The sequence below is a fragment of the Caulobacter sp. NIBR2454 genome, assembly GCF_027474405.1.
GTDB lineage: Bacteria > Pseudomonadota > Alphaproteobacteria > Caulobacterales > Caulobacteraceae > Caulobacter.
In genome coordinates, this window is sequence record NZ_CP114871.1 from 3201728 (window position 1) to 3227448 (window position 25721).

Annotated in this window: 30 protein-coding genes and 1 other RNA gene; 10 read left to right on the forward strand and 21 right to left on the reverse strand. The window is 67.0% G+C overall.

Annotated elements, in window-relative coordinates:
• The first annotated feature begins 107 nt into the window (after nt 1-107).
• The gene (locus O5K31_RS15620; protein WP_269714671.1) at nt 108-1013 is read left to right on the forward strand and encodes a LytR/AlgR family response regulator transcription factor; all 906 of its coding nucleotides are present in this window, start codon (nt 108-110) and stop codon (nt 1011-1013) included.
• Here the strand turns inward: O5K31_RS15620 and O5K31_RS15625 are convergent.
• Entirely contained in the window at nt 1008-1550 is a 543-nt protein-coding gene (locus O5K31_RS15625) for a hypothetical protein (protein ID WP_332367286.1), read from the reverse strand. The two genes, O5K31_RS15620 and O5K31_RS15625, sit on opposite strands and share 6 nt — an antisense overlap.
• A 240-nt stretch (nt 1551-1790) precedes the next feature.
• Here O5K31_RS15625 and O5K31_RS15630 point away from each other — a divergent pair, with 240 nt between their 5' ends.
• Complete coding sequence (locus tag O5K31_RS15630; protein ID WP_269714672.1) at nt 1791-2852, forward strand: FAD-dependent oxidoreductase; 1062 nt, start codon at nt 1791-1793, stop codon at nt 2850-2852.
• Here the strand turns inward: O5K31_RS15630 and recR are convergent.
• The 4 genes from recR to ffs form a co-directional block, all read right to left on the reverse strand.
• A complete protein-coding gene (recR, locus tag O5K31_RS15635; protein ID WP_269714673.1) occupies nt 2849-3451 on the reverse strand; it encodes a recombination mediator RecR in 603 nt (200 codons plus the stop codon). The genes O5K31_RS15630 and recR overlap by 4 nt on opposite strands.
• Nucleotides 3452-3455: 4 nt before the next feature.
• A complete protein-coding gene (locus O5K31_RS15640; protein WP_269714674.1) occupies nt 3456-3785 on the reverse strand; it encodes a YbaB/EbfC family nucleoid-associated protein in 330 nt (109 codons plus the stop codon).
• Nucleotides 3786-3788: 3 nt separating this feature from the next.
• Nucleotides 3789-5600, reverse strand: coding sequence for a DNA polymerase III subunit gamma/tau (locus O5K31_RS15645; RefSeq protein WP_269714675.1), 1812 nt, complete (start codon nt 5598-5600; stop codon nt 3789-3791).
• A gap of 114 nt (nt 5601-5714) precedes the next feature.
• An RNA gene (gene ffs, locus O5K31_RS15650) (signal recognition particle sRNA small type) lies at nt 5715-5810 on the reverse strand.
• Nucleotides 5811-5891: 81 nt separating this feature from the next.
• Here ffs and nudC point away from each other — a divergent pair.
• Entirely contained in the window at nt 5892-6824 is a 933-nt protein-coding gene (gene nudC / locus O5K31_RS15655; RefSeq protein ID WP_269714676.1) for an NAD(+) diphosphatase, read from the forward strand.
• 15 nt (nt 6825-6839) lie between these two features.
• Here the strand turns inward: nudC and O5K31_RS15660 are convergent, their stop codons facing one another.
• The 4 genes from O5K31_RS15660 to O5K31_RS15675 all read right to left on the reverse strand — a co-directional run bounded on the left by O5K31_RS15660 (nt 6840) and on the right by O5K31_RS15675 (nt 10788).
• Entirely contained in the window at nt 6840-7256 is a 417-nt protein-coding gene (locus tag O5K31_RS15660) for an MAPEG family protein (protein WP_269714677.1), read from the reverse strand.
• Between the two features lie 88 nt (nt 7257-7344).
• Entirely contained in the window at nt 7345-9132 is a 1788-nt protein-coding gene (locus tag O5K31_RS15665; protein ID WP_269714678.1) for a DUF885 domain-containing protein, read from the reverse strand.
• A gap of 70 nt (nt 9133-9202) precedes the next feature.
• Nucleotides 9203-10051: a prephenate dehydratase gene (locus O5K31_RS15670; protein ID WP_269714679.1), complete on the reverse strand. Its 849-nt coding sequence runs from the start codon at nt 10049-10051 to the stop codon at nt 9203-9205.
• Nucleotides 10048-10788: a 3-deoxy-manno-octulosonate cytidylyltransferase gene (locus O5K31_RS15675; protein ID WP_269714680.1), complete on the reverse strand. Its 741-nt coding sequence runs from the start codon at nt 10786-10788 to the stop codon at nt 10048-10050. Before O5K31_RS15675 ends, O5K31_RS15670 begins: the two co-directional genes overlap by 4 nt.
• Before the next feature lie 166 nt (nt 10789-10954).
• Here O5K31_RS15675 and O5K31_RS15680 point away from each other — a divergent pair, with 166 nt between their 5' ends.
• On the forward strand, nt 10955-11626 hold the full coding sequence (locus tag O5K31_RS15680) for a c-type cytochrome (protein WP_269714681.1): 672 nt from the start codon (nt 10955-10957) through the stop codon (nt 11624-11626).
• 142 nt (nt 11627-11768) lie between these two features.
• Nucleotides 11769-13127, forward strand: a complete 1359-nt coding sequence (locus O5K31_RS15685; protein WP_269714682.1) for an MATE family efflux transporter — start codon at nt 11769-11771, stop codon at nt 13125-13127.
• Between the two features lie 21 nt (nt 13128-13148).
• Here O5K31_RS15685 and O5K31_RS15690 read toward each other — a convergent pair whose 3' ends face one another.
• The 8 genes from O5K31_RS15690 to O5K31_RS15725 form a co-directional block, all read right to left on the reverse strand.
• The gene (locus O5K31_RS15690; protein WP_269714683.1) at nt 13149-13409 is read right to left on the reverse strand and encodes a hypothetical protein; all 261 of its coding nucleotides are present in this window, start codon (nt 13407-13409) and stop codon (nt 13149-13151) included.
• A 3-nt stretch (nt 13410-13412) separates the two neighbouring features.
• Nucleotides 13413-13568 carry a hypothetical protein gene (locus tag O5K31_RS15695; protein WP_269714684.1) on the reverse strand — a complete coding sequence of 52 codons (156 nt, stop codon included), beginning with the start codon at nt 13566-13568 and terminating at the stop codon, nt 13413-13415.
• 18 nt (nt 13569-13586) lie between these two features.
• On the reverse strand, nt 13587-13946 hold the full coding sequence (locus O5K31_RS15700) for a DUF6481 family protein (RefSeq protein WP_269714685.1): 360 nt from the start codon (nt 13944-13946) through the stop codon (nt 13587-13589).
• Complete coding sequence (locus O5K31_RS15705) at nt 13943-14155, reverse strand: hypothetical protein (RefSeq protein ID WP_269714686.1); 213 nt, start codon at nt 14153-14155, stop codon at nt 13943-13945. The genes O5K31_RS15700 and O5K31_RS15705 overlap by 4 nt, the downstream gene beginning before the upstream one ends.
• Nucleotides 14156-14245: 90 nt before the next feature.
• Nucleotides 14246-14455 (reverse strand): cold-shock protein, encoded by a 210-nt coding sequence (locus tag O5K31_RS15710; RefSeq protein ID WP_269714687.1) that lies wholly within the window; start codon nt 14453-14455, stop codon nt 14246-14248.
• Nucleotides 14456-14748: 293 nt separating this feature from the next.
• Nucleotides 14749-15636, reverse strand: a complete 888-nt coding sequence (locus tag O5K31_RS15715) for a M56 family metallopeptidase (RefSeq protein WP_269714688.1) — start codon at nt 15634-15636, stop codon at nt 14749-14751.
• The gene (locus O5K31_RS15720) at nt 15629-15997 is read right to left on the reverse strand and encodes a BlaI/MecI/CopY family transcriptional regulator (RefSeq protein ID WP_269717076.1); all 369 of its coding nucleotides are present in this window, start codon (nt 15995-15997) and stop codon (nt 15629-15631) included. Before O5K31_RS15720 ends, O5K31_RS15715 begins: the two co-directional genes overlap by 8 nt.
• 55 nt (nt 15998-16052) lie before the next feature.
• Nucleotides 16053-16727, reverse strand: a complete 675-nt coding sequence (locus O5K31_RS15725) for a spermidine synthase (RefSeq protein ID WP_269714689.1) — start codon at nt 16725-16727, stop codon at nt 16053-16055.
• A gap of 161 nt (nt 16728-16888) precedes the next feature.
• Between O5K31_RS15725 and O5K31_RS15730 the strand changes: the two genes are divergently transcribed.
• On the forward strand, nt 16889-17449 hold the full coding sequence (locus tag O5K31_RS15730) for an NADPH-dependent FMN reductase (RefSeq protein WP_269714690.1): 561 nt from the start codon (nt 16889-16891) through the stop codon (nt 17447-17449).
• Here O5K31_RS15730 and O5K31_RS15735 read toward each other — a convergent pair.
• Nucleotides 17446-18279 carry a C40 family peptidase gene (locus O5K31_RS15735; protein WP_269714691.1) on the reverse strand — a complete coding sequence of 278 codons (834 nt, stop codon included), beginning with the start codon at nt 18277-18279 and terminating at the stop codon, nt 17446-17448. The genes O5K31_RS15730 and O5K31_RS15735 overlap by 4 nt on opposite strands.
• Nucleotides 18276-19655, reverse strand: a complete 1380-nt coding sequence (locus O5K31_RS15740) for a leucyl aminopeptidase family protein (protein WP_269714692.1) — start codon at nt 19653-19655, stop codon at nt 18276-18278. Before O5K31_RS15740 ends, O5K31_RS15735 begins: the two co-directional genes overlap by 4 nt.
• A gap of 83 nt (nt 19656-19738) precedes the next feature.
• Between O5K31_RS15740 and O5K31_RS15745 the strand changes: the two genes are divergently transcribed.
• From O5K31_RS15745 to O5K31_RS15755, 3 genes are all read left to right on the forward strand, one after another.
• Nucleotides 19739-20503 carry a pilus assembly protein TadD gene (locus O5K31_RS15745; protein ID WP_269714693.1) on the forward strand — a complete coding sequence of 255 codons (765 nt, stop codon included), beginning with the start codon at nt 19739-19741 and terminating at the stop codon, nt 20501-20503.
• An 83-nt stretch (nt 20504-20586) separates the two neighbouring features.
• Nucleotides 20587-20961, forward strand: a complete 375-nt coding sequence (locus tag O5K31_RS15750; RefSeq protein ID WP_269714694.1) for a hypothetical protein — start codon at nt 20587-20589, stop codon at nt 20959-20961.
• A 210-nt stretch (nt 20962-21171) separates the two neighbouring features.
• A complete protein-coding gene (locus O5K31_RS15755; protein WP_269714695.1) occupies nt 21172-23688 on the forward strand; it encodes a TonB-dependent receptor in 2517 nt (838 codons plus the stop codon).
• A 9-nt stretch (nt 23689-23697) separates the two neighbouring features.
• Here O5K31_RS15755 and O5K31_RS15760 read toward each other — a convergent pair whose 3' ends face one another.
• Nucleotides 23698-24654: a pyridoxal-phosphate dependent enzyme gene (locus O5K31_RS15760; RefSeq protein ID WP_269714696.1), complete on the reverse strand. Its 957-nt coding sequence runs from the start codon at nt 24652-24654 to the stop codon at nt 23698-23700.
• 154 nt (nt 24655-24808) lie between these two features.
• Here O5K31_RS15760 and O5K31_RS15765 point away from each other — a divergent pair, with 154 nt between their 5' ends.
• Nucleotides 24809-25420 (forward strand): YceI family protein, encoded by a 612-nt coding sequence (locus tag O5K31_RS15765; protein ID WP_269714697.1) that lies wholly within the window; start codon nt 24809-24811, stop codon nt 25418-25420.
• Nucleotides 25421-25483: 63 nt separating this feature from the next.
• On the opposite strand, the gene O5K31_RS15770 is transcribed toward O5K31_RS15765, so the two are convergent.
• Entirely contained in the window at nt 25484-25645 is a 162-nt protein-coding gene (locus O5K31_RS15770; RefSeq protein ID WP_269714698.1) for a hypothetical protein, read from the reverse strand.
• Between the last annotated feature and the right edge of the window lie 76 nt (nt 25646-25721).

Below are 25721 nucleotides of genomic sequence, written 5' to 3' on the forward strand. Positions count from 1 at the left end.
ATAAAGATAGCGCCGTTGGTCGAACGACCTCGACGGTTCATCGCCGAAACCGGGCCTTTGATCGCGGCGGCGGCGGCCGAACGGCTCTAAAGTGCTACCCTTTTCGAATGAGGCACTACCCAGAGGACAGCTTCGTCAAAGACCAGACACCGGCTTCGGCGCCCAAGGAAGCGCTGTCGAAGCGATCCAAGTTGAGTGTGGACGGCGCGCCAATAGCGTTCGTCATCTGCTGTCACGGATTGATCAACGGACTTTATACGCTCCGCGCCATCCTCATGGGACGCGGCCCCAAGATCGAACACATCCCCGCCGAGTTGACTGTTTTCATCAGCGCCTGCCTGCTGGGCTACGGCACGTATCACCTGATCCTGGCGGCCGGCCGGCGCTATGGAGTCGGCGGGCTTGTTCTGGCCGCCATATTGTCCACTCCTCCTAGCGCGCTCATCTTCGGGGCGATCATAGTCCTTTCCTTTGGCAGCCTGACCGATCTAACTCCCAGTTGGCGCGGCATCTTCGATAGTCTGTACGTTCAGATGTCAGTGATGTCGTCCTTGGCGATGTCGGTAGCCATCGTCGCCTTTATCATCCATCGCGATCTCCAATCGCTTAGGCGTGAGTACGGCGGCGCGGCCAGCGAGACACCGCCCCCGGCATTCATCTGGTGTACTGACGGCCGCCGCAAGGTGCGCATCGACCTGACCCAGGTCATCTTGGTCACCGCCGAGGGCGACTACGTGCGCATCCACACGCCCCTCAGACAGCATCTGGTTCGAGGTCCGCTGAAGACCTTCGGCGCGGCCCTGCCGGCGGACCAGTTCATGCGCGTTCAGCGCTCAGCGATCGTTCGCCTCGACATGATCGAGAATCTGGAACGACGTGGCTCCATCTGGTGGATCACTCTGCAGAACGGCGTGGAAACCTCAATCAGCCGACAGATCAGCCGTGAGGTCCGAAGCCGCATCGCGAGGCTGGGCGGGCGAGACGGGCCTGACACCGACGACCGAGACTCATAAGTCGCCACCCACCTCGCTGTAGAAGCCCACGAGATCTACCGGACGGTCTGATGTCAGCCCGCCCTCGGCCAGATCCAGGAGGTATCGCGTGGTCGCCTCACTGTAGACGCCGAACGTCGTACTCGCGCCGATGGACAGTATCTGGCCCACGAGCGCCGCCTTTACGAACAGCGCGACCTCCTCGGCGCCTGCGGCGAGGCGGGTGAGGAAGTCGATGTTCTCAACACGACCCAAGTAGGCCTGGCCAGCGGCGACATCGATGTTGTTGGCGGCAGCGACGCGGTCGCCAATGATCTCGTCATAGGCGCGATCGATGACCTGGGCGTAGCTCAGCTCTCCGTAGGTTTGCTCGAATTCATCGGCGTGGGCGGAATCCAGACCCAGATTGACCGCGAAATTTATGTAGCGGCTCTCTTGGTTGAAGCCCGCGAAGTAAGGGTCGTTAAGGTCGCGGTCGTTGCCAGGGGACGGCAGGACTACCCTTGAAGCCTCAAGCGGGTTTGGGCGGAAAGCGTCGTTTGGCGCGCAAGAGCGCAGGGCGTGCTTTGGGCGCGCTCAAGAAAGCGCCAGATTTGCGGGCGATCATGGGGTCTGGCAGCGGCGGCGGGACAGGCGGGACGCCCAGCGGCCAAGGTGGGGCCGCATAGGGGGAGCCAGATGAATCAGATCGCGCGGCGGATGGACCGTCGCACCTTACTTCGACTTGGCGTGGCGGTCGGCGGGGTCCAGGCTCTGGGGGCTTGTGCGACGACAGGATCCCCCCTTCCCCAACCCCTGATGCGAGCGCCTTCGCTGGCGCCGATCCGAGCGAGGCCGGAAAGCATCTTCAACATCACCGTCTGTTCGCGCCCCTTCCGGGCCGCCGGACCGCGCTTCGACACCGAGACGGTGGGCGACAAGCTGGTGGTCCATAATTACGGCCATGGCGGCAGCGGCTGGTCCCTGTCCTGGGGCTCGGCGCAGATCGTCGTCGCCAAGGCTTTGGCCGGCGGAGAGCGCGACATCGCCGTCATCGGCTGCGGCGCCCTGGGGCTGGCGGCCGCGCTCACCGCTCAGCGGGCCGGAGCGCGGGTGACCATCTACGCCAAGGAGCGGATGCCCGAGGTCCGCTCGGCCCGCGCCACCGGAGTCTGGTCGCCGGACTCCCGCGTGGCCCTGGCCAGTCAGGCGCCGGCCGGCTTCGATATGCTGTGGGAGCAGATGGCCCGCGTCTCGTGGAAGACCTATGCCCGTTATCTGGGTCTGGCCGGCGATCCCGTGGCCTGGACCGATCGCTACATCCTGTCGGACGCGCCGTTCGGGAGCACGTCGCGCCCCGATCCCATCGGCTTCGCGCACTATGAGCGGCGGGTTCCGGACCTTACGCCGCGCGCCGAGACACTGGCGGCGGGCGCCCACCCCTTCCCCGTCGCACACGTCCGGCGCGCCCCGACCCTGATGTTCAATGTCAGCGAGTTGGGCCACACCCTGATGTCTGACTTCCTGCTTGCCGGGGGCAAGATCGAGACGCTGGAGCTGCACAGTCCCGCCGAGCTGTCGGCCCTTAAGCAGAAGGTGGTGATCAACTGCACCGGATATGGCGCGCGAGCCCTGTGGAAGGACGAAAGCGTCGTGCCCGTGCGCGGTCAGATCACCTGGCTGCCGGCCCAGCCGGAGGTCGATTACGGCGTGTTCTACAAGGATGTCTCGGTGCTCTCCCGGCGCGACGGGATCATCGTGCAGTCGGTCGGCCCGGACGAAAGCTGGGGCTACGGGATCGACGCAGAACAGCCCGACCGCGCGGAGGCCGAGGCGTCGGTGCGCACGATCGCCGAGCTGTTCACCCCGCGCCGGACCTAGGCGGGTCGGCGGGCGCGCAGGGCCTGGGCGATGGTGCCATCGTCCAGCCAGTCGAGATCGCCGCCCACGGGCACGCCCCTGGCCAGCGAGGTGACCGCAGCGCCGGACGGGATCAGCCGTTCGGCCAGGTAGTGGGCCGTGGTCTGGCCATCGACCGTGGCCGGCAAGGCGAGGATCACCTCGCGCACCGAACCGCCGGTGGAGCGCTGGACCAGTTCGCGCACCCGCAAGGCCTCGGGACCCACGCCATCGAGCGCCGACAGCAGGCCGCCGAGCACGTGGTAGCGACCTCGGAAGGCGCCGGCTCGCTCCATGGCCCACAATGCGCCCACATCCTCGACCACACAGATCAGGGTCTGGTCACGGCTCTGGTCATTGCAGACGGCGCAGGGATCGGTGGTGTCCAGGGCCCCGCAGACGCCGCAGGTCTTCACCCGATCCCGCGCTGCGGCCAGGGCGTCGGCGAGCGGGCCGAGCAACTGGTCGCGGCGCTTGAGCAAGGCCAGGGTCGCCCGCCGGGCCGAGCGCGGGCCCAGGCCCGGCAGCTTGGACAGCAGGGCGATGAGGCGCTCGATCTCGGGTCCGGCGGAAGCGGCCAAATGCTTAGAACTTCAGGCCCGGAATGCCGCCCATCATGCCTGCCATGGGGCCGGCGGCGGCGCGCATCATCTCGGCCTGCTGGGCGTCGAGGGTCTTCTTGGCGTTGGCGTGGGCGGCCACCATCAGGTCGGCCAGCACCTCGGCCTCGCCGGGCGCCATCAGGCTCTCGTCGATATGAACCGACACCAGTTCGCCCGAGCCCTTGAGGGTCACGGTGACGAGACCACCGCCGGAGCCGCCCTCGGCGGTCATCTCGGCCATCTTGCCCTGGGCTTCGGCCAGCTTGGCCTGCATCGCCTGGGCCTGTTTCATCAGCCCGCCAATATCCTTCACGCCTTACTCCTCTTCGTCTTCGGCTTCGGGGGCCGAGGCCGCCTCGATGATCTGCGGGGCGTTCCCGAAGTGAACGATCTCGGTCCCCGGAAAGGCCTGCATGACGGCCCGAACAAAGGGGTCCGCCTCGACCTGGGACAGCACTTCGCGCTTTTCGCGCCGCTCCCGCTCGCGATCCGTCTCCCCGCCCTTGCCGCCGTCGGTCACCACCAGCCAGGGCTGGCCGGTCCATTCCTTCAGCCGGCTGACAAGCCGGCTCGACAGGTTCGGGGGGGCACCGGGGGCGGGTTCGAACTGGATGACGCCGGGACGCACGCTGATCGGGCGGACGTACTGCTGCACATCCCACTTGAGACCGACGTCGCGCTTGGCGTCGATCAGGCGCACCACGTCTTCGAAACTGGCGATGACGGGGGCGGCCTGCTGAGCCGGCTGGCTCATGGCCATGCCCTGGGCGACGACGCCGCCGCCCCCCCCAGCGGCCATGCCGCCGCCGCCACCACCAGAGGGGCCGCCGCCGATCGGAGAGCCTTCGCGCAGGGCTTTGAGCGCTTCTTCCGGCCCCGGAAGCTCGGCGGCGTAGGTAAGACGGATGATGGCCATTTCCGCGGCGGCCGGCGCGTCGGGCGCGCGGCGGACCTCTTCATGGGCCTTGAGCAGCATCTGCCACAGGCGCGACAGCAGCCCGGCCGAGACATTGGCGCCGATGGCGGCCAGGCGGGCAGCCTGCTCCTTGGGCAGGGACAGGGCGTCGGGGCCGAGCGCCTTGGCCACGGATGAGCCGTGGCAATGCTCCAGCAGGTCGAGCATGACCACCGCCGGGTCGGCCCCAAATCCCCACAGAGTGCGGAACGCCTCCAGGGCAGGACCGACCTCGCCGCGCATGATGTGTTCGAACAGGGCGATGGTCTGGGCGCGGTCGGCTAGGCCCAGCATGTCGCGGACCACAGCGGCGGTGACCGTCTGGCCCTTCTCGGCCTGGACGATGGCCTGGTCGAGCAGGGACAGGCCGTCGCGCACCGAACCCTCGGCGGCGCGGGAGATCAGGGCCAGGCCGTCGGCCTCGACCATCGCGCCTTCCTGCTTGGCGATGCGGGCGAAGTGATTGCTAAGCACGTCGGGCTCGACGCGGCGCAGGTCAAAGCGCTGGCAGCGCGACAGGATGGTCACCGGGACCTTGCGGATCTCGGTGGTGGCGAAGATGAACTTGGCGTGGGGCGGCGGCTCCTCCAGCGTCTTCAGAAGCGCGTTGAACGCCGCCGTCGAGAGCATGTGGACTTCGTCGATGATGTAGACCTTGTACCGCGCCTCGACCGGCGAATACCGCACCCCGTCGAGCAGCTCGCGCATCTCGTCGACCTTGGTGCGGCTGGCGGCGTCGAGTTCCAGCACGTCCATATGCCGGCCCTCGATGATGGCCCGGCAGTGGCGACCTTCGGCCGTCAGGTCCACCGACGGAGCGTGGACCGTTTCGCTCTCGAAGTTCAGGGCGCGGGCCAGCAGGCGGGCGGTGGTGGTCTTGCCGACCCCGCGGACGCCCGTGAGCATGAAGGCGTGGGCGATACGGCCAGTGGAGAAGGCGTTGGCCAGGGTGCGGACCATCGCCTCCTGGCCGATCAGGTCCTCGAAGGTGCGCGGGCGATACTTGCGGGCCAGCACCGTATAGGCGGCCGAGGTTTCTTCGGACACGGCCAGGGGCGGTTGCTCAGCCGTCGGCGCGGGAGCGGCAGCGGGTGCGCCGCCGAAGATGTCGGCGGTGTTCTCGTCGCGCTCGGGAACCTCGTCCGGCTCGAAAGGCGTGTCGTCGTCGATCAAGGGGCGTCCTTCGACTCGGGACTCGCCCGAGAAAGTGCGTTGCTCGCACAATCTATGTCATCGCACCCGCTATCCGAAAGGACGGCGGCGGGGTTAGCCAAACATTTTGAGGGAAAGGTGAAGCCGACGCGACCCGGAGCGAAACTCGTTGTGGCTGCTGCCTTCCGGCCCTGACCAGATTGGCGAGGCGTCCGCCCGCGCCGACTTCGAGCGCTATATCGCTTCGCCGGCCCGATTTCGCAAGCACGACCGCGCTTGACCGTCCAACGCGGGTCAGCGACGAAGACGGTCATGCCGCTTCCCGCACCCGTCAACACATTCGCCGCAAACCCCTTGGACCGCGCCAGCGCGCAGCGGTCTGACGAAGCCTGGGTGGCCGAAAAGCTGGCCGACCCCACCTCGCTTGGCCTGGCGCTCTGGAATGGCAAGCCCCTGATCGAGGATGCCGAGGGCGGCAAGAGCGTGCAGATCGCCTATTTCCCCGCCGACATGGCCAAGGAGATGGCCGGCGGAGAGGAACAGCTGCTGTTCATGGGCCTGTGGAAGGGCACCGCTGTCTTCGCCGTGGACCTGGACGGCATCGGCGATCCGGCGGCGACCAGCAATCTTTCAGGGATCGGCCGTTTCGAGGAGCTGCGCGCCGTCGCGCCGCAGCTGCCGGCGGCCGACGCTGGCATCCTGGCCACCGCCAAGGCGATGTTCGAATGGCGTCGCCGCCATCGCTGGTGCTCGGCCTGCGGCCAGCCGTCAAAAGTCGCCGACGGCGGCTGGAAACGGGTCTGCCCGGCCTGCGAAACCGAACATTTCCCCCGCACCGACCCGGTGGTGATCATGCTGGCCGTGCATGGCGACAAGTGCCTGCTGGGCCGTCAGTCGGGCTGGCCCAAGGGCATGCACTCGGCCCTCGCCGGTTTCCTGGAACCCGGCGAGACCATCGAGGAGGCCTGCGCCCGCGAGCTGGAGGAAGAGGCCGGTCTGAAGGCGACCTCTGTCCGCTACCACTCGACCCAGCCCTGGCCCTATCCCTCGTCGCTGATGATCGGCCTGATCGCCGAGGTCGACAGCGATCAGGCCGCCCCAGACCAGACAGAGCTGGAGTCCGTCCGCTGGTTCACCCGCGAGGAAGCCGCCGCCCTGCTGAAGGGCGAGATCAAGGACGCCTTCGCGCCCCCGCCCATGGCGATCGCTCACCAGTTGCTGAAGGCGTGGTCCGAAGGGTTTTAGCCTCGCGACGCCGCGCTAGACGAAAAGGACAAGCGCCTCTCGGACCGCCGCCACGGCCAGGACGATGGTCGCAAGGCTGAACGCCGCAAAGCGCAGCATCACCAGGTTGACGGTGTTCTGGATCAGGCTGTGGACCACGCGCAGGCCCACATAGCTCCAGGCGAGCGCCAGATTGACCCCATCCACATGGCCGGCGATCTGCACGCAGAACGCCAGGGCGTAGAAGATGGTCGGCTGCTCCATCAGGTGGTTGTAGTTGTCCGCCACCGCCCGAACATTTGATGGCAGGACCGACAGCGAGCCCGGATGACGGGCATCCTGCGGCCGGACCTTCGCCTTGGTCATGGCCGGCAGACGCGTGGCGTACATCCACAGCCATACGATCAGCGACCACAGGATCAGCGCCAGAACCGGCGCAAGCATGGTGTTCATTGAGCGTCCCTCCCCAGAGTTATGGGGAGAGACTGACCCAAACGGCGCAGCTTGCGAAGCCTGACGTGGCGTCAGGCCCGCGGCGCCATCAGGACGCGAAGGCCGCGCGGACCCGACGCTCGAGAACGGTCAGTGGAATGTTGCCTCCATCGATCATGGCGGCGTGGAAGCGCTTGAGGTCAAAGCCCGGGCGCGCCTGGAACTCGTCGCGAAGGCGCGACATGAAGGTCTCGCCGATCTTGTAGGAACAGGCCTGACCGGGGGCGACGCAGTAGCGCTCGACCTCCGCCTCGTTGGAATCGCCCAGGTTTTCGGCGAAGTAGCCGATCGCCTGCTCGCGGCTCCAGTCTTCATGGTGCAGGCCGGTGTCGACCACCAGCCGGCAGGCGCGGAAAAGGAAGCTCTCCAGGTAGCCGATGCGGCCGAACGGGTCGTTCTCATATACGCCGAGCTCATCGGCCAGACGTTCGGAATAGAGGCCCCAGCCCTCGCCATAGGCCGAGAAGCCGCCGACCCGCCGGTAGAGCGGAAGCTCCCCCGCCTCCAGCGCGAGCGCGCCCTGGAAGAGGTGCCCCGGCGCCGCCTCGTGATAGGTCAGGGTCTTCAGCGTCCAGCGCGGCCATTCGGCGGTGTCGCGCAGGTTGATGTAGTAGGTTCCCGGCCGTGAGCCATCGAGGGAGCCGCCTTGCGCGTAGCCGCCCGGCGCGCCGGACTCGATCGACACCGGCACGCGGCGCACCACGAAGTCGGTGCGAGGGATGCGCGGGAATATCTCCGGCATGCGGGCGCGGATCGCCGCCATCTCGGCGTTCACATAGGCCAGGAGTTGCTCGCGCCCGGCGTCATCGTTGGAGAAGCGGAAGCGGGCCTCGGACCGCACGCCCGCCAAGCGCTCGGCGACCGTGCCCTTGGTGTAGCCTTCCTTGCGCAGCAGAGCGTCGATCCGCGAGGTAAGGTCGGCGACCTGGTCCAGGCCGATCCGCCGGATCTCCTGGGCCGTGTACTCGGTCGTCGTGAAGTTGCGCAGGTTCAGGGCGTAGTAGGCCTCGCCGTCGGGAAGACGGCGCACCCCGGCCTGATGACTGGAGCGGACGCGAAGACGCTCGATCTCGGCGATCTGGCGATCAAGGGCGGCGCGCACTGGGCCGTCGAAGATCGCCGCGGCCTTGGCGCTCTCGTCCTTGAGGCCCTTTTCGGCCGACCGGCGGGCCAGCGACCTGACCATCGGCTGGTCGGCGCCGGGGCGGTCGCGCAGGGCGATCAGCTGCTGGCGGGTCTTGTCGAGGATGAAGTCGGGCGCGATGACGCCCATGGCCGCGTTGGCGCGCGTCCGTTCAGTGTCCTGGTCCAGGGCGGTGGCGAAGGCGTCCAGGCGGGCGATGAACGCGTCCACGTCGGTGCTGACCGCGATGGGGTGCCGCGTGTCCAGGAAGTCGGGAATGATCGCGTAGGCGCCGCCGAGCTGGGAGACGCCATAGGGGGTCTGCCGCCAGCCGTCCGGCGTGTGCCAGGGGAAGCGCCGATAGCCGTCGGCGATCTGACGCTGGAAGAGCGCGACGTCATAGGACAGGCGCGCGTCGGGCGGCAGCAGGTCCGCCTTGATGGTCTTGAGTTCGGCCAGTCGGCGGGCCGCGGCCTGTCCGTTGGCCTGGAACGCGGCGACGGAACGATCGTCGAGCAGGCTGCGCTGACCCGCGCGTGCGCCGACGTCGATGCCCAGGCTCGTCGCCCCTTCAGGCGCTCGATCCATGTTCTCTTCGAACTGGCGGGTGAGCAGCGCGTCGAGGCGGGCGGCCTCGTCGGCCTGAGCCAGCGCCCAGGACGGCAGGGCTGCGAGCCCGGCCGTGGCGGCCAGCAGTCGGCGACGATCGATCATATGTGCTCCCAGAGAATCCTTTTGCGGCAATTAAGCGCTCAAGGTGCTCGGGAGGACAAGCCGGGTCGGATCAGACCCGGTCGCGGAAGGGATCGGCGGGGAAGACGCCCAGGATTTCGAACTTCTCGGAGAAGAAACGCAGTTCCTCGAAGGCCAGCGCCAGACTGCGGTCTTCGGGCCGGGCATCGACCTCGGCGTAGAAGGTCGTGGCGGTGAAGGCCCCGTCTTCCATGTAGCTTTCCAGCTTGGTCATGTTGACGCCGTTGGTGGCGAAGCCGCCCATGGCCTTGTACAGCGCGGCTGGCAGGTTGCGGACGCGGAACACGAAGCTGGTGATGCAGCGGGTCGTGAACGGCGGCGGCGGCGGCGTCGGATCGGCCGTCATCACCAGGAAGCGGGTGGTGTTGGTACGCTCGTCCTCGATGTCCTTCATCAGGATGTCGAGACCATAGATCTCGGCCGCCAGGGCCGGGGCGATGGCGGCGCGGGTCGGGTCGGGATTTTGCGCCAGGGCGCGGGCGGAGCCGGCGGTGTCGCCAAAACCCTCGGTGGCGACGCCCAGCTTCTTCAAGGTCTTGCGGCACTGGCTGAGCGCGATGGGCATGGAGACCACCGTCTTCACGCTTTCCAGCTTCACGCCCTTATTGGCCATCAGCTGGAAGCGGATCGGCTTGAACCGTTCGCCGATGATCTTCAGGCCCGAGGACGGCAGCAGGTGGTGAACGTCAGCGACGCGACCGGCGATGGAGTTCTCCACCGGGATCATGCCCAGCTCGCAAGCGCCCGACTTGGTGGCGTCGAAGGCTTCCTCGAAGGTGGCGCAGGGCGCGGCCTCATAGCCCGGAAAATAGGTGCGGCAGGCCTCGTGGCTGTTGGCTCCGGGCTCGCCCTGGAAGGCGATCTTGGGCATCACGCTCATGAGTTTGTCCTGTCAGCGAAAGCTCGGGCCGCGGCCAGATCGGCCGGGGTGTCGACGGAGATGGGCGCGTCAGCGACGACGGCGGCCCAGATGGAGAGGCCAAACTCCAGGGCGCGCAGTTGCTCCAGCTTTTCGCGCCGCTCCAGGGGCGACGGCGCGGCCGCGTGAAACGCTTTGAGCGCCGCGACGCGGTAGCCATAAATGCCGATGTGCCGCCAGACCGGGGCGTCGCCATAGAGGGTCGAACGGGTGAAATACAGCGCCCGGCCCGACTGAGCGTTCGGGGTCAGGGACAGCACCGCCTTGACCACGTCCGGATTGGTCCGATCGGCGGATGAAGCTTCCGGCGCCACCACTGTGGCGATGTCGCAATACGGATGACGTGACAGCACGTGGGCGCACGCGCTCACAACGCGCGGTTCGACGAACGGCATGTCGCCCTGCAGATTGATCACCACGTCATGGCGGCCGTGAGGATCGAGCTCGGCGAGAGCCGCCAGAATGCGATCCGAGCCCGAAGGTAGATTCGGGTCGGTCAGGACCGCGCGCCCGCCGGCCGCCTCCACCGCCGCGACGATCTCGGGATCGCCCGCCGCCACGGCCACCGGGCCCACCGCCGCCATCTGAGCCTGTCGCAGCACGCGCACGATCATCGCCTGCCCGCCGATATCGGCCAGGGGCTTGCCCGGCAGGCGGGTGGCGGCGAGGCGCGCGGGGATGAGGACGATGGGATTCATGATCACAGGTCAGCGACGAATAGGCGCGAAGTCGGGCGGTGCGAGCCTCACCGTCTTGCGCATGGGCCGGTAGCGTGTAAGAGACGCCGACGCAATAAGGGGGCGCTTTGCGCCGTGATGACTCCGCGCGTCAGCGCGGTCTGCGAAGAGGCTGAAGTAGGCAGGCATGAGCGATTTGACGTTCAACAAGATCGCGGGCGCAGTACTGGCGACCGGTCTGGCCATCTTCCTGCTCCGCGAGGCGTCCGACGTGGTGTTCCACAAGGAGCATCCCGAAAAGGCTGGCTACGCCATCGCCGTTCAAGAAGAGACCGAAGGCGGCGCGGCGGAAGCCGAGGTCGCGCCCGACTGGGGCACGGTGATCCCGGCGGCCAATATCGAGGCCGGCAAGGCCGTCACCGCCAAGTGCGCCTCGTGCCACACCTTCGAAGCGGGCGGCGCCAACGGCACGGGTCCCAACCTGTTCGGCACCATGGGCAAGAAGCCTGGCTCGCACGCCGGCTTCGCCTATTCGGGCGCCATGGTCGACTATGGCAACGCCAACCCGGTCTGGGACTACGACAAGCTCGACGCCTTCCTGAAGGCGCCGCAGAAGGACATCCCTGGTACAAAGATGACCTTCGTCGGCCTTAAGAAGCAGGAAGACCGCATCGCGGTCATCGCTTACCTGCACAGCCTGGGCTCGACCCTACCGATCCCGGCTCCCAAGCCGGCCGCGGCCGCAGCAGACACGCCCGCCGCCGACGCCGCTCCGACCGAAGGCGCGGCTCCTGCCGGCCCGGCCCCGACCACCGAAGGCGTCGCTCCGCAGCCCGCCAAGACCGCGACCCCGAACTAAGGTCAGATCGCATTCCACGCTTTTGAAGGCCGCGGGTTCGCAAGACCCGCGGCCTTTTTGCTGACCCGGCTCGATATTTTTATCCGGGTGATATTGATTGACAATTTATACCCGGGTAGAAGCGCGCCGAACGGAGACCGATATGCAACCCATCGCCGCGCCGAAACCGCTCTGGCGGACGTTTCTGACGTTCCTGTGGCCGATGATGCTCAGCAATGTGCTGCAGGCGCTGTCGGGCACCCTGAACAACATCTATCTCGGCCACATGATCGGGGTGCAGGCGCTGGCAGCCGCATCGATGGTCTTCCCCATCGTGTTCTTCTTCATCGCCTTCATCATGGGCCTGTCCACCGGCGCCACGGTACTGATCGGCCAAGCTTTCGGGGCCCGCGACGAAGAACGACTAAAGGCGGTGGCCGGCGTGGCGACGACCACGGCGATCATCGCCGGCATCGGCGTGGGGATCCTGGGCGTGGTGTTCGCGCCGCAGCTGATGGGCCTGCTGGCGGCGCCGGCGGACATCTATGAGGCGGCCGTGGCCTATACCCGGGCGATCTCCTTCGCCATGCCGCCGCTGTTCGTCTTCCTGCTCTACACGGCCATGCTGCGGGGGGTGGGCGACACGCGAACGCCCCTTTGGGCGCTGACCGTCTCGACGTTGGTGGGTTTGGTGGTGACGCCCTTGCTGATCAAGGGCTGGGTCGGGCTGCCGCCCCTGGGCGCGGCGAGCGCGGCCTGGGCCTCGATCGCCTCAAGCCTGGCGGGCATGGGCTGGTTGGGCTGGACCCTGCGTAAGCGCGGCCATGCCCTGGCGCCAGACGCCTCCTTCTTGGAGCGCATGAAGCTGGACCCGACGATCCTCAAGCTTGTGCTGCGCATCGGCATTCCCACCGGCCTGCAGATGGTGGCGATGTCGCTGGCCGAGCTCGTGCTGCTGGGGCTGGTGAACGGCTATGGCTCGGACGCCACGGCGGCTTACGGCGCGGTGAATCAGGTGATGGCCTATGTGCAGTTCCCGGCGCTCTCCATCGCCATCACCGCCTCGATCCTGGGAGCCCAGGCCATCGGGGCGGGACAGACCGACCGGCTGCGCCCCATCGTGCGAACGGCCATGCTCATGAATCTGGTGATCACGGGCGGCGGAGTGCTGGTCTGCTACCTCTTCGCCGAGCCGATCGTACGGGTGTTCATCAGCCGGACCGAGGTCGTGGATCTGACCCGGACCCTGCTGCACATCGTCCTATGGAGCTGCATCGTCATGGGCATGGGGGCGATCATCTCGTCGATAATGCGCGCCAGCGGAGAGGTTTTGATCCCCACCGCGATCTCCATCGCCGTCATCCTGCTGGTCGAGGCGCCGACCGGCTGGCTGCTGAGCCAAAGGTTCGGGGTCACGGGTGTGTGGTGGGCCTGGCCCGCCGCCTTCTCGACGATCTTCCTGCTGCAGGGGGCCTACTACCGGCTGGTCTGGAGCAAGAAGAGGATCCGGCGGTTGGTCTAGCCGCCGGATCGGTCAGCCGCCTCAGCGGGTGGCGACCGTGATTTCCTTGATGGTGGTCTGAACGGCGGTCTTGGCGCCGACAGCCCACATCAGCTTCAGATAGGACAGGGTCCGGGCCGAGGCCTCTTCATACTTCCATTCGCAGCCGTCGAAGCGGCAGTTGTCGAAGATCGGAAGCTCGCCGCCCGAATAGACAAGGCGGCTGGCGGCGAATTCGCAGTCAGAGAAGGTCTCGCCGTCCAGCTGGACGGTCTGGTGGTTGAAGTTCACACCGGTCTGCATTGATCAGGCTTCTTCCGTAGAGGCAAAGCCATCGGGATTGGCCAGGCGAGCGGCTTCTTCGCGTTCGCGCTGCTTGGCGGCGGCTTTCTCGGCGACCTTGGCGGCCTTGCTGCGATCGCGCTCCATGCGCTCGAACTGGTAGTTGGGCTTGCGAGCCATGCGGCCTCCTTGGCGGTCTTATTTGCGCGCCTTGCGGGCGGCGTAGCGGGCGTCACGTTTGGTCTTGGCTTCGGCGTTCGAAAGCGCCTTGCGCTCCTTGCGCTCGCCGCGTTTGGCGGTCAGCGCCGCTTCGTCAGCCGCGGCCTGCGCGTCCAGGACGGCTTGTTCAGCCTCGGCCGTCGCCTGCTTTTTGGCGGCGCGGGCGGTCGCGCGTTCCTCGCGTACAGCGGCCAGTTCGGCGGCCTTTAGTTCGGCGCGATCGTCGTGTTGCGGGTTCACTTGGCTCGCCTGCGGGCGCATGCGCGCCAGCAGGGCCTGCTTTGCGGCCGCCGCGGTCTTCAGGCGATCGACGAAGCCGGTCTTGAGTTTATCGTTCATTCGGATTCTCCAGGCTCAGCCGGCGGCGCCGGCCGGTTGGAGGCCGCGGCACAGATGGCTTCCAGATGGCGGTGAATGGACCGGGGCGACAGCAGTCGATCGACCGCGCGGCACCCGTCCTCGTTCAGCTGTTCCTTCAGCTGTGCGACGGTCGAGTACTTGCCAGACCGGGCGAGGGCGTAAGCGTGTTCTATGGTGGACAGAGTCATGTCTGGGGTCGGCGCGCGAAAAAGGCGGCCGGCGTTTAAGCCGACCGCCTTTCAGCGTGACCTCGTCGGCGGACCGACGAGGTCTAGCCTTTAAGCCGCTTGCAGCTGGCCGGCGGACATCTTGCCGCTGCGCTGGTCGCGCTCCAGCTCATAGCTGAGCTTTTGGCCTTCCTGGATCGAGCCCAGGGTCGAGCGTTCGACGGCCGAGATGTGGACGAAAACGTCCGCGCCGCCGTCGTCGGGTTGAATGAAGCCAAAGCCCTTGGTGGGGTTGAACCACTTCACGGTACCGGTCGTCATGATAGTCACCTTTCAGGTGCGAAAATTCGCGCGCCACGAATGAGGCGTGAGATCAAATTGTCGGAGAGGATCTTGGAAGGTCCGGAGCTCGATCCGAAGAACAAGCGAGGAGAGCAACCGAAGCCAAAGCGCAAGTCGATAATCGATACTGGCATGATACTTTTCGATATGCCAGCAAAAACTTCTTGCTCAGAATCTCGATGCGCGCCGGGAAGCGAAAACTCCAGCGCTCCACTGAGAACTTTTGATCCTTTATTTCTGTGATTGCAGGCGCTTCGTGAGCGGTTCGAGGTTCAGTGATTGATGTCGATCAGGACCAACACCGGCCGCTGGCTGGACCACTGCGGACGGTCATGTGGCGGGGCGGCGGGTTGCGCGATCCAGGCGGCGAACAGACTGATCACGCCCAATGAGGCCACCAGCAGCGGGCCAGCCGATTGAGGACGAGCCGCCACAGCCATCTGCGCCACGCGCATCTCCAGCGGATGAGGCGCGGGGGCCGGCCAGGAACAGCCGATAGGCGGCGTAGCCGGCGACAGCTGGGTCTTCAGCAAGGCCTCGGCATAGATCCGGCGCTGACGCGGGTGCTGGGCCAGGACCGCCGCGTCGCAGGCCAGCTCCTGGTCCAGGCGCATCATTCGGATGGCGAAGGGGACGAGCGGATTGAACCACGCCAGGCATTGCAGCGCCGCGGCCAGGGCGACCGCGCGGTGGTCGCCCCGGGCCAGATGGGCCCGTTCGTGAGCCCGGACCAGACGACGTTCGGCCGGCCCATAACGTGACTCATCGGCGGGCATGACTATGCGGGGCGTGAGCAGGCCTACCACCGCCGGCCCCGCATGACCCGCACGAGCCGCTCGCAGGAAGCGCAACTGCATGAGGGCGAAGATCGCCGCGGTCACGGTCAGGCCTGAGAACCAGACCACCGTCAGCGGCTGCGCCAGACCGGCGCCTTCCAATAGTTGGGGCAGATGGGCCAGGAAGGGCCGCTCCCCCTCCGCCGCGGCGGTCAAGGGCGGCAGCAGAGCGCCGAACGCCGCGAGGGGCGGCACGATCCAGAGGCCGTAGAGGGTCTGAGAGGCCAGATGGCGACGCGCCAGCGGACGCACCGCCAGCACCAGCAGGATAGCCAGGGAGCCCGCGAGATTGGCGCGGATCAGGGCGGCTAGCAGCTCAGCCATCATCCTCCAACTCCGCGATCAGGCGCTTGAGGCGGGCGATCTCGTCAGGCGAAAGGTCGCGATGCTTGGCGAAATGCGCGACCAGGGGCGACAGCTCGCCGCCGAAAAGGCGGTCCAGCAGCCCTTGGCTTTCAACGGTCAGATAGTCGGTCCGGCTGACTAGCGGGCGATAGCGCACCCGTCCCTCGGAGCGTTCGGAGATCAGGGCCTTCTTCTTGAGCAGGCGGTTGATCAGCGTCTTGACCGTCGCCTCGCCCCAGTTCTGGGCCTCGCCGGTCTCGCGCACCAATTCTTCGGCGGTCGAGGGGCCGCGCGTCCAGAGCGCCTCCATGATGCAGCTCTCGGCCGCGGAGATCTTGATCATGGAACGAGCTTACGCCGTTCAGAGGCAATGTACAGGCGTAACATGGCGGGGATCACGGTCGTTTGGCCAGCCAGATCATGTGCTTGGCGCCGCGCCCCGTTCTGCTGGCGCGGACACGCGCCTCTTCGACTGCAAACCCGGCGCGTTTGAGACGACGGGTGAAGGCGTCGTCGGGGGCTGATGACCAGACCGCTAGGACGCCGCCCGGCCGCAGCGCCGCGCGGGCCGCCTGGAGGCCGGCGGGGCTGTAGAGGCCGTCATTGGCCGCGCGGGTGAGGCCGTCCGGTCCGTTGTCCACATCCAGCAGGATGGCGTCCCATTCGCCCTGGGGGCCATGGATCAAGTCGCCGACATCGCAGGTGTGGATGCTGACACGCGGGTCGTCGAGGCAACCGTCGAAAACGTCCGCCAAGGGCCCGCGCGCCCAGGCGACGATCGAGGGCACAAGTTCGGCCACCGTCATCCTGGCGTCGGCGCCCCAAGCGCCCAGCGCCGCGCGCAGGGTGAAGCCCATGCCCAGGCCTCCGATCAGGATCGATGGCCCAGCCCGCCCCGCCAGACGCTCGCAGGTCAGAGTGGCCAAGGCCTCTTCCGAACCGCTGAGGCGGCTGTTCATCAGCTCGATGGCCCCGGCCATGATCGAGAACTCATGCCCGCGCTGCATCAGACGCAGTTCGCCGCCTTGGTCAGGAACGACAGCCGTGTCCAAGTGCTTCCAGGGGATCATTGTAGCGGTTCCGGATCGCGCTGGGGCCAACGCAAGGATGGATGCTCCATACCCAAGCGCGACGTCACAGCCTAGTCGGCGAGGTTTCCCACAAGCGACGTCTGGCATGAACAATTATTCGCTCTATATCCTGTTACAGTTTTCGCGAAAGGAAGCCTCCCATGACCCAAGCCCGCACCGTCGCCGTTCTCGTAGGCAGCCTTCGCAAGGCGTCGCTGAGCCGCAAGATCGCGCACGCGCTCGCCGCCCTTGCGCCGGACAACCTGACCCTCAAAATCGTCGAGATCGGCGACCTACCGCACTACAATCAAGATCTTGAGGAAGAGGGCCCGGTCCCTGCGGCCTGGACCGAGTTTCGCCAGGCCGTGAGCGCCGCCGACGCCGTGCTGTTCGTGACGCCCGAGTATAACCGCTCGGTTCCCGGCGCGCTAAAGAACGCTATCGATGTCGGCTCGCGCCCCTATGGAAAGAGCGCCTTCAACGCCAAGCCGGCGGCCGTGCTCAGCCAGTCGCCCGGCGCGCTGGCGGCCTTCGGCGCCAACCATCACCTGCGCCAGTCACTGGTGTTCCTGAACATGCCGGTGCTGCAGCAGCCGGAAGCCTATGTCGGCGCCTCAGCCACCCTGTTCGACGAGAGCGGCGAGCTGGTGAAGGACGACACCCGCGCCTTCTTCACCACCTTCATGGCCGCCTTCGCGGCCTGGATCGAAAAGACCGCCTAGGGCCTGCGGAACGCCGTCGGAGGGCCATAGACCGCGCCGATGCGCGCCAGCGCGTCGGCCAGCGGCTCGATGGTCACGTCCATGAAGTGGGCGTTGGCGTGAACGATCCGCGCCGCGTCCAGCATCATCACCACGTGCCCCTTCCAGAACACCAGATCGCCCCGGCGAAGCTGGTCCGGGCTGATGGGTTCGCCCAGCCCGGCGGCCTGCATGTCGGTGTCGCGGGGACAGGAGCGACCGCAGGCATAGAGCGCCTGCTGGATCAGGCCAGAGCAGTCCAGGCCAAGGCTCTCGCGACCGCCCCACTGATAGGGCGCCCCGATGAACCGTTCAGCCACGGCGGCGGGGTCGGAGTCGAACTCGCCCAGCGGCGCAAGATGCGCTTCGACAAACCAGCCTGCGTCGGCGACCTTGGCGAAACGCCCCTCGCGCGCTTCCACCGCCACCAGGGCGTTCAGCGAGTATAGCCCGACGGGCTTGCTCTTGATGTCCGGCGCGCTGAACGCATAGGTGCGGATCGCCGAGACGCGGTGAGTGGCCGACGCGCCGACGGGGCCAAGCGCCGCGCTTTCCACGAAGCCCACATAGCCGTCGCGGGCCGCCTGGCCCCAGCAGAAGCCGCCGGTCTCCTCCAGTACGTCGAAGGCTTCGCCAAACAGGAGTTGATCCCACTGCTCGGCGTCCGGCGCGGGCGCCTTGCGCAGGGCGGTCGAGGGAGTGGTCACGACCATGCGGCGTGGCTCGGCGAACAGGTCGGCGCGGACCAGACCTTCCAAGGCGACGGCGGCGAGGTCTGGCCGAGCCAGGGTCAGGCGAGGATCAAAGCTCATGAATAGCGCCCCTTGAGGACGGCGTAGAGGGCGCGAACCGCCTGGGCGGCGGCGCCGGCGGCGTGTCCCGGGCGACCCTTGGGATTCCAGGCGAAGATGTCGAAGTGAACCCAAGAACCCTCAGGCGCGAACCGCTGCAGGAAGAGAGCTGCGGTCACGGAGCCGGCTTGGGCCCAGGCGTCGGGGTCGTTCTTCAGGTCGGCGATGTCGCCGTCCAGCGCCTCCTCGTAGCCGGCCCAGAGCGGCATGCGCCACAACGGGTCATCCACCAATTTGGCGGCCTGCGCCAAGTCAACGGCGAGGGCGTCATCGGCGGTGTAGAACGGGATCACCTGCGGGCCCAGCGCGATACGGGCGGCCCCCGTCAAGGTGGCCATATCGATCGTCAGGACCGGCGACAGCTCTGCGGCGCGAGTCAGGGCGTCGGCCAGGATCAGGCGGCCCTCGGCGTCCGTATTGCCGACCTCCACTGTCAGGCCCTTGCGCGTTTGGAGTACATCGCCGGGACGCATGGCGTCGCCACTGATGGCGTTCTCCACGACCGGCAGCAGGACATGCAGCCGAACCTTGAGCCCCGCCGCCATGACCATGCGGCCCAACGCCAAGGCGTGAGCCGCGCCGCCCATATCCTTCTTCATCAGCCGCATGCCCGACGACGGCTTGATGTCGAGACCGCCGGTGTCGAACACCACGCCCTTGCCGACGATGGCGACGACCGGCGCGGCGGGATCGCCCCAGGCCAGCTCGATCATGCGTGGAGCGCGATCGGCATGGGCTGCCCGGCCGACGGCGTGGATGGCGGGGTAGTTCTGGCCCAGCAGGTCGTCGCCGATCACGACGCTGATCTGCGCGCCATGCTTCTCTGCGATTTCGCGGGCGATGGTCTCGATCTGACGCGGGCCCATGTCGTTGGCGGGCGTATTGACCATGTCGCAAGCCAGGGCGCAGGCGTGGGCGACGGCCTGGGCCTCGGCCAGATCGACGCCTTCGGCGACCAGCCGGGGTCCGGCCTCCCGCGCCTTGCGATAGCGGTCGAAACGATAGGTCCCCAGGGCGAAGGCCAGGGTCGCCTGGTGGCGATCCAGATCGTCCGGCGCGGTCTCGATGCGATAGTCGCCAGCCGGCAGGGCGGCGCCGAGGGCGCGGAAGATAGAGGCTTGGCCGGCTTCACCCATCCCCAGCAGGGCTAGGGCGGGCGCGCCATCCTGTCCGGGAACGGTCAGGACCTGGCCAGCCTTGGCCTTGAATTCTTTGAGGGCCGCATAACCGCGCAGGAAGGGCGGCGCAGACTCCAGAAAGGATTCGAGCTGGGCGGGGCGCAGGGCGTGGACCGGCAACGCGGTCCCTTCAGCGGTGGTGATGAGGCTTTCGGACATGGAGGCACACCACGGATTTATGCTTAACGCGCCGTTAAAGGCGCCCGCCACATGCTGGTCGGACACCTGCAGAGACCGACAACATGTGTCGCACCATAGCGCTCGCCGCAACCATCCTGGCACTCACGGCGACCTACGCGTCCGCTGATGAGGCGCCGCGAAAGGCCGGGGCCGCGGAACGGACTTCGGCCGCGCGTCTGGACCCGTTGGGCCGCGCCGCCTTCTGGGCGCGGGAGGCGGAGCTGGACAGCCGCGACGCCGAGGCCGGCGTAGCCTTGTCGCAGGCTCTGCGGGCGCTTGGCCGCAACGACGAGGCCGCCGCGGCGGCCGGCAAGGTTCTCATCAACACGCCCGACGATATCGGCGCTCTGCTTGAACAGGCTCGATCGCAGATCGCGTCGGGCCAGGGGTTCTTCGCCATCGAGCCGGCGGAACGCGCCGCCCGGCTGGCGCCTCAAGACTGGAGGCCCGCCGCCCTGCTAGCAGTCGCCCTCGAGCAGGCTGAGCGCGACGATGAGGCTCGCGTCGCCCATCAGCGCGCTCTCACCTTGGCCCCCGCGGAGCCGACCGTGCTCAGCAACGCCGCTCTCTATCACGCCGGCCACGGTGAATTGTCCCAGGCCGAGAGCATGCTGCGCAAGGCCGCCGCCATGCCGTCAGCGAGCGCGCAGGTGCGATTGAACCTGGTGCTCGTGGTCGGCCTTCAAGGGCGGTTCGACGAGGCCGAAGCCCTGGCCCGAAAGGAACTGCCGCCCGAGACGGTACGCGCCAACATGGCCTGGCTGAAGTCTCGCACGAGCGCCACCGCCGCGACGACGCGGTCCTGGGACGCAATGCGCGGCTCTTGAGCCTGAGCGCGACATCCACAAACCTGCGAGCGCCGTAGTTAGACCCTAGGCGGGCGGTTCCGCCGGCAGTGAAGGACACGCCTATGATCGCTCTGGTCCTGGCTCTCGCGGTCGCAGCCGCCCCGACGCCCCAACCCCTAACGGGCGACTGGGTCGTCGATCTCACTCCCGGTGGCGGCAAGCCCTATCTGAAGGGCATGAGTCTGACGCTGGCGGAGGACGGCACGGTCACCGGCAGCTTCTATGACAGCGCTATCGAAGCCGGCCGCTGGAAAACATCCAAGGGCCGTACCTGTGTCAGCTTTCGCACGGGCGATGGCCAGGGACCCTATCATACCGCGGCCTGCATCCAGGATGGCGCGGTGACCGGTCAGACCTGGGCCGAACATCGCAAATTCGTCTTCATCTGGTCCGCCCGCAAAGCAACAGCTGACGATGTGAAGGCCGAGTGGTGGTGAGCGCTTCGAAGGCCGCCGCGCGATAAAGGCGCCACAGGCCAAATCTTTCCGAGCGGCCTCAGAAACGACTTAGCTGCAACAGCATTGAAATCCGGCTGCAACCTCAGCCCGGCATCAGGCGAAACTGACCGGGAGGTTCCGGTTCGCCTTCACACCGCCGCGTCCAGCGGCTCGCATAACGATCAGTAGCGCTCCAAGGAGCAACGCACCTTGTCTCGACCCCGTGACCGCCGTTTCGCGCTGGGCGTTTCCGCCCTCGCCCTGCTCAGCCTCGCCAGCCCGCTCCGGGCGCAGCAAGCTGTTCAGCCGCAAGCCTCGCAAGCCGCCCCCGCGCCGGTTCAGGACGAGTACGCCGACGAAGAGACCGAGGTCGAGGCCCTGGTGGTCACCTCCTCACGTCAACAAGGCGCCGTCATCGGCGACATCCCGCCGGAACTGCAGCTGAGCCCCCGCGACATCCGCGCCTATGGCGTGAGCAACGTCTCGGAGCTGATCACCGCCCTCGCCCCCCAGACCAGCAGCGGGCGCGGCTCTGGCCGGCCGGTGATCCTGGTCAACGGACAGCGTATCGCCAGCTTCCAGGAAATCCGCGACTTTCCGACCGAAGCCATCCTGCGGGTCGATATCCTGCCCGAGGAAGTCTCGCTCAAATACGGCTACCGGGCCGACCAGCGGGTGATCAACTTGGTGCTGCGCAACCGGTTCAGGGCCCTGACTCTTGAAGGCGCGGTCAAAACACCGACCCAGGGCGCGGGCGAGGTGTTCGAGGCCAAGGCCAACAGCCTGCGCATCCAGCGCGAACGCCGCCTGATGCTCGACGCCAAGGCGTCCAAGACCAATGACATCCTTGAGAGCGACCGCGACATCGCCAACACCACCGGCGACGCCAATTACCGTACGCTGCAACCCGATTCCGAGAGCGTGACCCTCACCGCTGTCCTGGCCCGCCCCCTCAAGGAGGGGATGGCCGCCAGCATCAACGGCTCGCTCGACGCCAGCCGCAATGTCAGCCTGCTTGGCATCGCCGCTGGCTCGAACTTGGACCCGGTCGATCCCTTCGCCCTGGCCGACCCCGACGCCCGTCGCCGCACGGCTGACGCCGTCGCCGGTCATGCCGGCGGTTCGATCAACGGCGCGCTCAAAGGCTGGATGTGGTCGCTCACCGGCAACGCCGACTACGGCGACACCCTGACGCGCACCGACCGCGAAGTCTCTGGCCTGGCCTATACGGACAAGTCGCGCTCGATCACCACTTCGGCGGATGCCGAGCTGGTCGCCAACGGACGGCTGATCGATCTCGATGCCGGCGCCATCCAGAGCACTCTCAAGCTGGGGCTGGCGACCTCGGGATTCGAGACGCGATCCCTGCGGGCTGGCGTGCTGTCGACCGGCGACCTGTCGCGCGACACCGGCAGCTTCCAGGCCAATATCGATGTGCCTCTGGCCAGCCGGAACAGGGAGGTGCGCGCGGCGCTCGGCGACCTGTCGGCGAACCTGAACTTCGCCGTCGATGAATTGTCGGACTTCGGAACCCTGACCACCATCGGCTACGGCCTGAACTGGTCGCCGATCAAGCCGCTGCGCCTCATCGCCTCCATGACCGACGAGGAGAACGCGCCGACGGTCGAGCAACTGGGCGGGCCGACGCTGGTCACCCCCGGATCGCGCGTGTTCGACTTCGTCCGTGGCGAGACCGTCGAGGTCACCCGGATCGAAGGGGGCAACCCCGGCCTCGACGCCGCCAATCGGCAGGTGATGAAGCTGGGCCTTACCCTGAAGCCCTTCGACGAGACCGACCTGACCGTCACCGCCAACTGGGTCCGCACCGAGACGAAGGACCTGATCGCGTCCTTCCCGTCCGCCAGCAACCAGATTGAGGCCGCTTTCCCCGAACGCTTCGTGCGCGACGCCGATGGCCGCCTGCTTCAGATCGACAGCCGTCCGATCAACTTCGATCGCCGCGAGACCGAAGAGCTGCGCTGGGGCTTCACCTGGCGCAAGCCGCTGGCCAGCAACCGAGGACCAGGAGGCGCCCAGGGCGGCCCAGGCCAACCCACGCGGACGGGCGACCAACCTGGACCTGGCGTCGATGGCCCGCCCCCCGAGGGGGCCGGCGAAGGCCGTGGCCCCGGCGGCGGCGGTCCGCGCTTTGGAGGCCCCGGTGGACCTGGCGGCTTTGGGCCGCGCGGTGGCGGCAACCTGCAACTTGGCGCCTTCCACACCCTGCGCCTGCAGGACGAGATCTTCATCCGGCCTGGGGCGCCGTCGCTGGACCTGTTGGATGGCGACGCGCTGGGCAACAGCGGCGGTCAGCCGCGCCACCAGATCGATCTACAGGCCAACGCCTCGAAGAACGGCCTCGGCGTGGCCATGAACGCCCGCTGGCAGAGCGGCACCACGGTCGAGGGCTCGGCCCTTGGGGACCTGGAATTCGATCCTCTGACGACATTGAATGTCCGCTTCTTCGCCGATCTGGGGGCTCAGCCCTGGGCGCGGCGGAATCCCTGGCTGCGAGGCGCGCGCCTTTCGCTCTCGGTGGACAATCTCTTCGACGCCCGGCAGGAGGTCCAGTCCGGCAGCGGGGCCACCCCGATCAACTTCCAGCCCGACTATCTCGACCCGCTGGGCCGGCAGGTGCGCGTCAGCTTCCGCAAGCTGTTCTTCACGCCCCCGCCGCCCGCGCCGCGTCTGCAGAACACGGGTGGCCGGCCAGCCCCGCGTCCTTAGGACCGAATGCTAGGCCTGCCAGGGCAGGCGGTCGAGGTCGACGTTGCCGCCGGTGAGGATCACGCCGGCGGCTGCGCCCTGCAGGTCCAGCTTTCGCTCCAGCAGGGCGGCGACGGGCACGGCGCTGCTGGGTTCGATGACGATCTTCAACACCTCCCAGACCAGCCGCATGGCGTCCCGGATGCCGTCCTCGCTGACGGTGACGAAGTCGTCCAGAAGGGCATTGAGGATGACAAAGCCCCGCTGGCCCAGCGTCGTGCGTAGGCCGTCGGCGATGGTGTTTGGCGCATCCCCGGCGGTCCATGCCTTGGCCGTCCAGGACCTCCAGGCGTCGTTGGCCTGGGCGGGTTCGGTCGCGACAATACGGATCGACGGCTTGATAGCCCGCGCCGCGATGGACGTACCCGACATCAGGCCGCCGCCACCGACCGGGGCCAGGATGAAGTCGAGCTCCGGCCGCTCTTCCAGCAGTTCCAAAGCCGCTGTCCCCTGTCCCGCGATCACCAGCGCGTCGTCATAGGGGTGAACCAGCACCGCGCCGGTCTCGGCCATGATCGCCTCGCAGGCCGATTCGCGAGCGGCGATGGTCGGTTCGCAGAACACGATCTGGCCGCCTAGACGGCGGACGGATTCCACCTTGGCCTTGGGGGCGTTTCTGGGCATGACGATATGAGCCGCAACGCCGCGGTTGCTGGCCGCCAAGGCCAAAGCGGCGGCGTGATTGCCTGACGAATGGGTGACCACGCCCTTGGCGGCCTCGGCGTCGCTCAAAGAAAAGACCGCGTTGTGCGCGCCGCGTGCCTTAAAGGCGCCGATCCGCTGCTGGTTCTCACACTTGAAGGCGACACGGCCGCCCAGAATCTCGTTCAGCCGCCGCGATTCCAGCACCGGAGTGCGATGGACGTAGGGGGCGATGCGGACGGCGGCCGCCTGGATGTCGGCGAAGGAGACTGGAAGGTCGCTCATTGCTGGCCCCTGAAGCTTCAAGCTACGCCCTGCCTAGAATCTTCGCCGCAGCGCGTCTCCTCTGATTTTGCGGTCATCGAGATCGACGCCTCTACCCAGGGCGCGGTTTTACTGGTTCGATAACAGTCCTAGCTGCAGAAGGACTTTTCCCCCGATGATCCGCGCCGCCGTTCTCGCCCTCGCCGCCACCGCCGTGCTGGCCGGCCCTGCTCTCGCCGCGCCCGACAAGAACCCAGCCGCCGCGCCGAGCGGTGACTACAAGCTCGATAGCCGCCATGCCGCCCTGATCGCGCGCGTGGGCCACATGGGTGGTGTGTCGAAAAGCGTCTTCCGCTTCAACACTCTCAGCGGCACGCTGAAATGGAACGCTCAGGACCCGACCAAGTCGAGCCTGTCAGTCGCCATCGATCCGAAGTCGATCACCACCAACGTGGCCGGCTTCGCCGAGGAGCTGAGCGGCGAAAAGTTCATGAAGACCGCTCAGTTCCCGCAGATCACCTTCGTCTCCAAGTCCATCACCATGGACGATGCGGACGAGGGAAAGGTCACCGGCGACCTAACCTTCATGGGCGTCACCAAGCCGGTGACGCTGGATGTGGACTTTAACGGCTCGGTGCAGTCGCGCGGCGCGGCCAAGCTGGGCTTCGAGGCGGAAGCCACGATCAAGCGCAGCGAATTTGGGCTCACGGCCGCTCCCAGCGCGATCGGCGAGGACATCGAAATTCAGATCGACATCGAGTTCGACCAGATCAAGCCCGCGGCCTAGAGACTTTGAGTCATACGCTACCCGACCGGCGGAACCGGTCGAGTAGCGCTTGGCGTCGGATAGCTAGAACAGCCCCGCGCGCTGAGCGATGACCACGGCGGCGATGATCAGGATCAGGGCCTGAATGATCTGGTTAAACGGCGACGGCAGCGGAAGTTTCTGCACTGCCCAGGCGATGAGGGCGGCGACGACCAGGACGATTACAGCGAAAACGAGGAGAGACATGAGAGGCCCTTTCAGCGGCTTGACCGCGGTTCGGTGCCTAAAGCGTCCACCAAGCTAGAGCGTTCCCTTGAACGCT

Coding starts and splice junctions, on each gene's coding strand:
- O5K31_RS15745 (WP_269714693.1), top strand. CDS start 19,739: ATGTGTCGCACCATAGCGCTCGCCGCAACCATCCTGGCACTCACGGCG.
- O5K31_RS15760 (WP_269714696.1), bottom strand. CDS start 24,654: ATGAGCGACCTTCCAGTCTCCTTCGCCGACATCCAGGCGGCCGCCGTC.
- O5K31_RS15680 (WP_269714681.1), top strand. CDS start 10,955: ATGAGCGATTTGACGTTCAACAAGATCGCGGGCGCAGTACTGGCGACC.
- O5K31_RS15665 (WP_269714678.1), bottom strand. CDS start 9,132: ATGATCGATCGTCGCCGACTGCTGGCCGCCACGGCCGGGCTCGCAGCC.
- O5K31_RS15715 (WP_269714688.1), bottom strand. CDS start 15,636: ATGGCTGAGCTGCTAGCCGCCCTGATCCGCGCCAATCTCGCGGGCTCC.
- nudC (WP_269714676.1), top strand. CDS start 5,892: ATGCCGCTTCCCGCACCCGTCAACACATTCGCCGCAAACCCCTTGGAC.
- O5K31_RS15710 (WP_269714687.1), bottom strand. CDS start 14,455: ATGACGACCGGTACCGTGAAGTGGTTCAACCCCACCAAGGGCTTTGGC.
- O5K31_RS15740 (WP_269714692.1), bottom strand. CDS start 19,655: ATGTCCGAAAGCCTCATCACCACCGCTGAAGGGACCGCGTTGCCGGTC.
- O5K31_RS15685 (WP_269714682.1), top strand. CDS start 11,769: ATGCAACCCATCGCCGCGCCGAAACCGCTCTGGCGGACGTTTCTGACG.
- O5K31_RS15690 (WP_269714683.1), bottom strand. CDS start 13,409: ATGCAGACCGGTGTGAACTTCAACCACCAGACCGTCCAGCTGGACGGC.
- O5K31_RS15675 (WP_269714680.1), bottom strand. CDS start 10,788: ATGAATCCCATCGTCCTCATCCCCGCGCGCCTCGCCGCCACCCGCCTG.
- O5K31_RS15730 (WP_269714690.1), top strand. CDS start 16,889: ATGACCCAAGCCCGCACCGTCGCCGTTCTCGTAGGCAGCCTTCGCAAG.
- O5K31_RS15735 (WP_269714691.1), bottom strand. CDS start 18,279: ATGAGCTTTGATCCTCGCCTGACCCTGGCTCGGCCAGACCTCGCCGCC.
- O5K31_RS15620 (WP_269714671.1), top strand. CDS start 108: ATGAGGCACTACCCAGAGGACAGCTTCGTCAAAGACCAGACACCGGCT.
- O5K31_RS15670 (WP_269714679.1), bottom strand. CDS start 10,051: ATGAGCGTGATGCCCAAGATCGCCTTCCAGGGCGAGCCCGGAGCCAAC.
- O5K31_RS15700 (WP_269714685.1), bottom strand. CDS start 13,946: ATGAACGATAAACTCAAGACCGGCTTCGTCGATCGCCTGAAGACCGCG.
- O5K31_RS15660 (WP_269714677.1), bottom strand. CDS start 7,256: ATGAACACCATGCTTGCGCCGGTTCTGGCGCTGATCCTGTGGTCGCTG.
- O5K31_RS15750 (WP_269714694.1), top strand. CDS start 20,587: ATGATCGCTCTGGTCCTGGCTCTCGCGGTCGCAGCCGCCCCGACGCCC.
- O5K31_RS15765 (WP_269714697.1), top strand. CDS start 24,809: ATGATCCGCGCCGCCGTTCTCGCCCTCGCCGCCACCGCCGTGCTGGCC.
- O5K31_RS15695 (WP_269714684.1), bottom strand. CDS start 13,568: ATGGCTCGCAAGCCCAACTACCAGTTCGAGCGCATGGAGCGCGATCGC.
- O5K31_RS15770 (WP_269714698.1), bottom strand. CDS start 25,645: ATGTCTCTCCTCGTTTTCGCTGTAATCGTCCTGGTCGTCGCCGCCCTC.
- O5K31_RS15725 (WP_269714689.1), bottom strand. CDS start 16,727: ATGATCCCCTGGAAGCACTTGGACACGGCTGTCGTTCCTGACCAAGGC.
- O5K31_RS15630 (WP_269714672.1), top strand. CDS start 1,791: ATGCGAGCGCCTTCGCTGGCGCCGATCCGAGCGAGGCCGGAAAGCATC.
- O5K31_RS15705 (WP_269714686.1), bottom strand. CDS start 14,155: ATGACTCTGTCCACCATAGAACACGCTTACGCCCTCGCCCGGTCTGGC.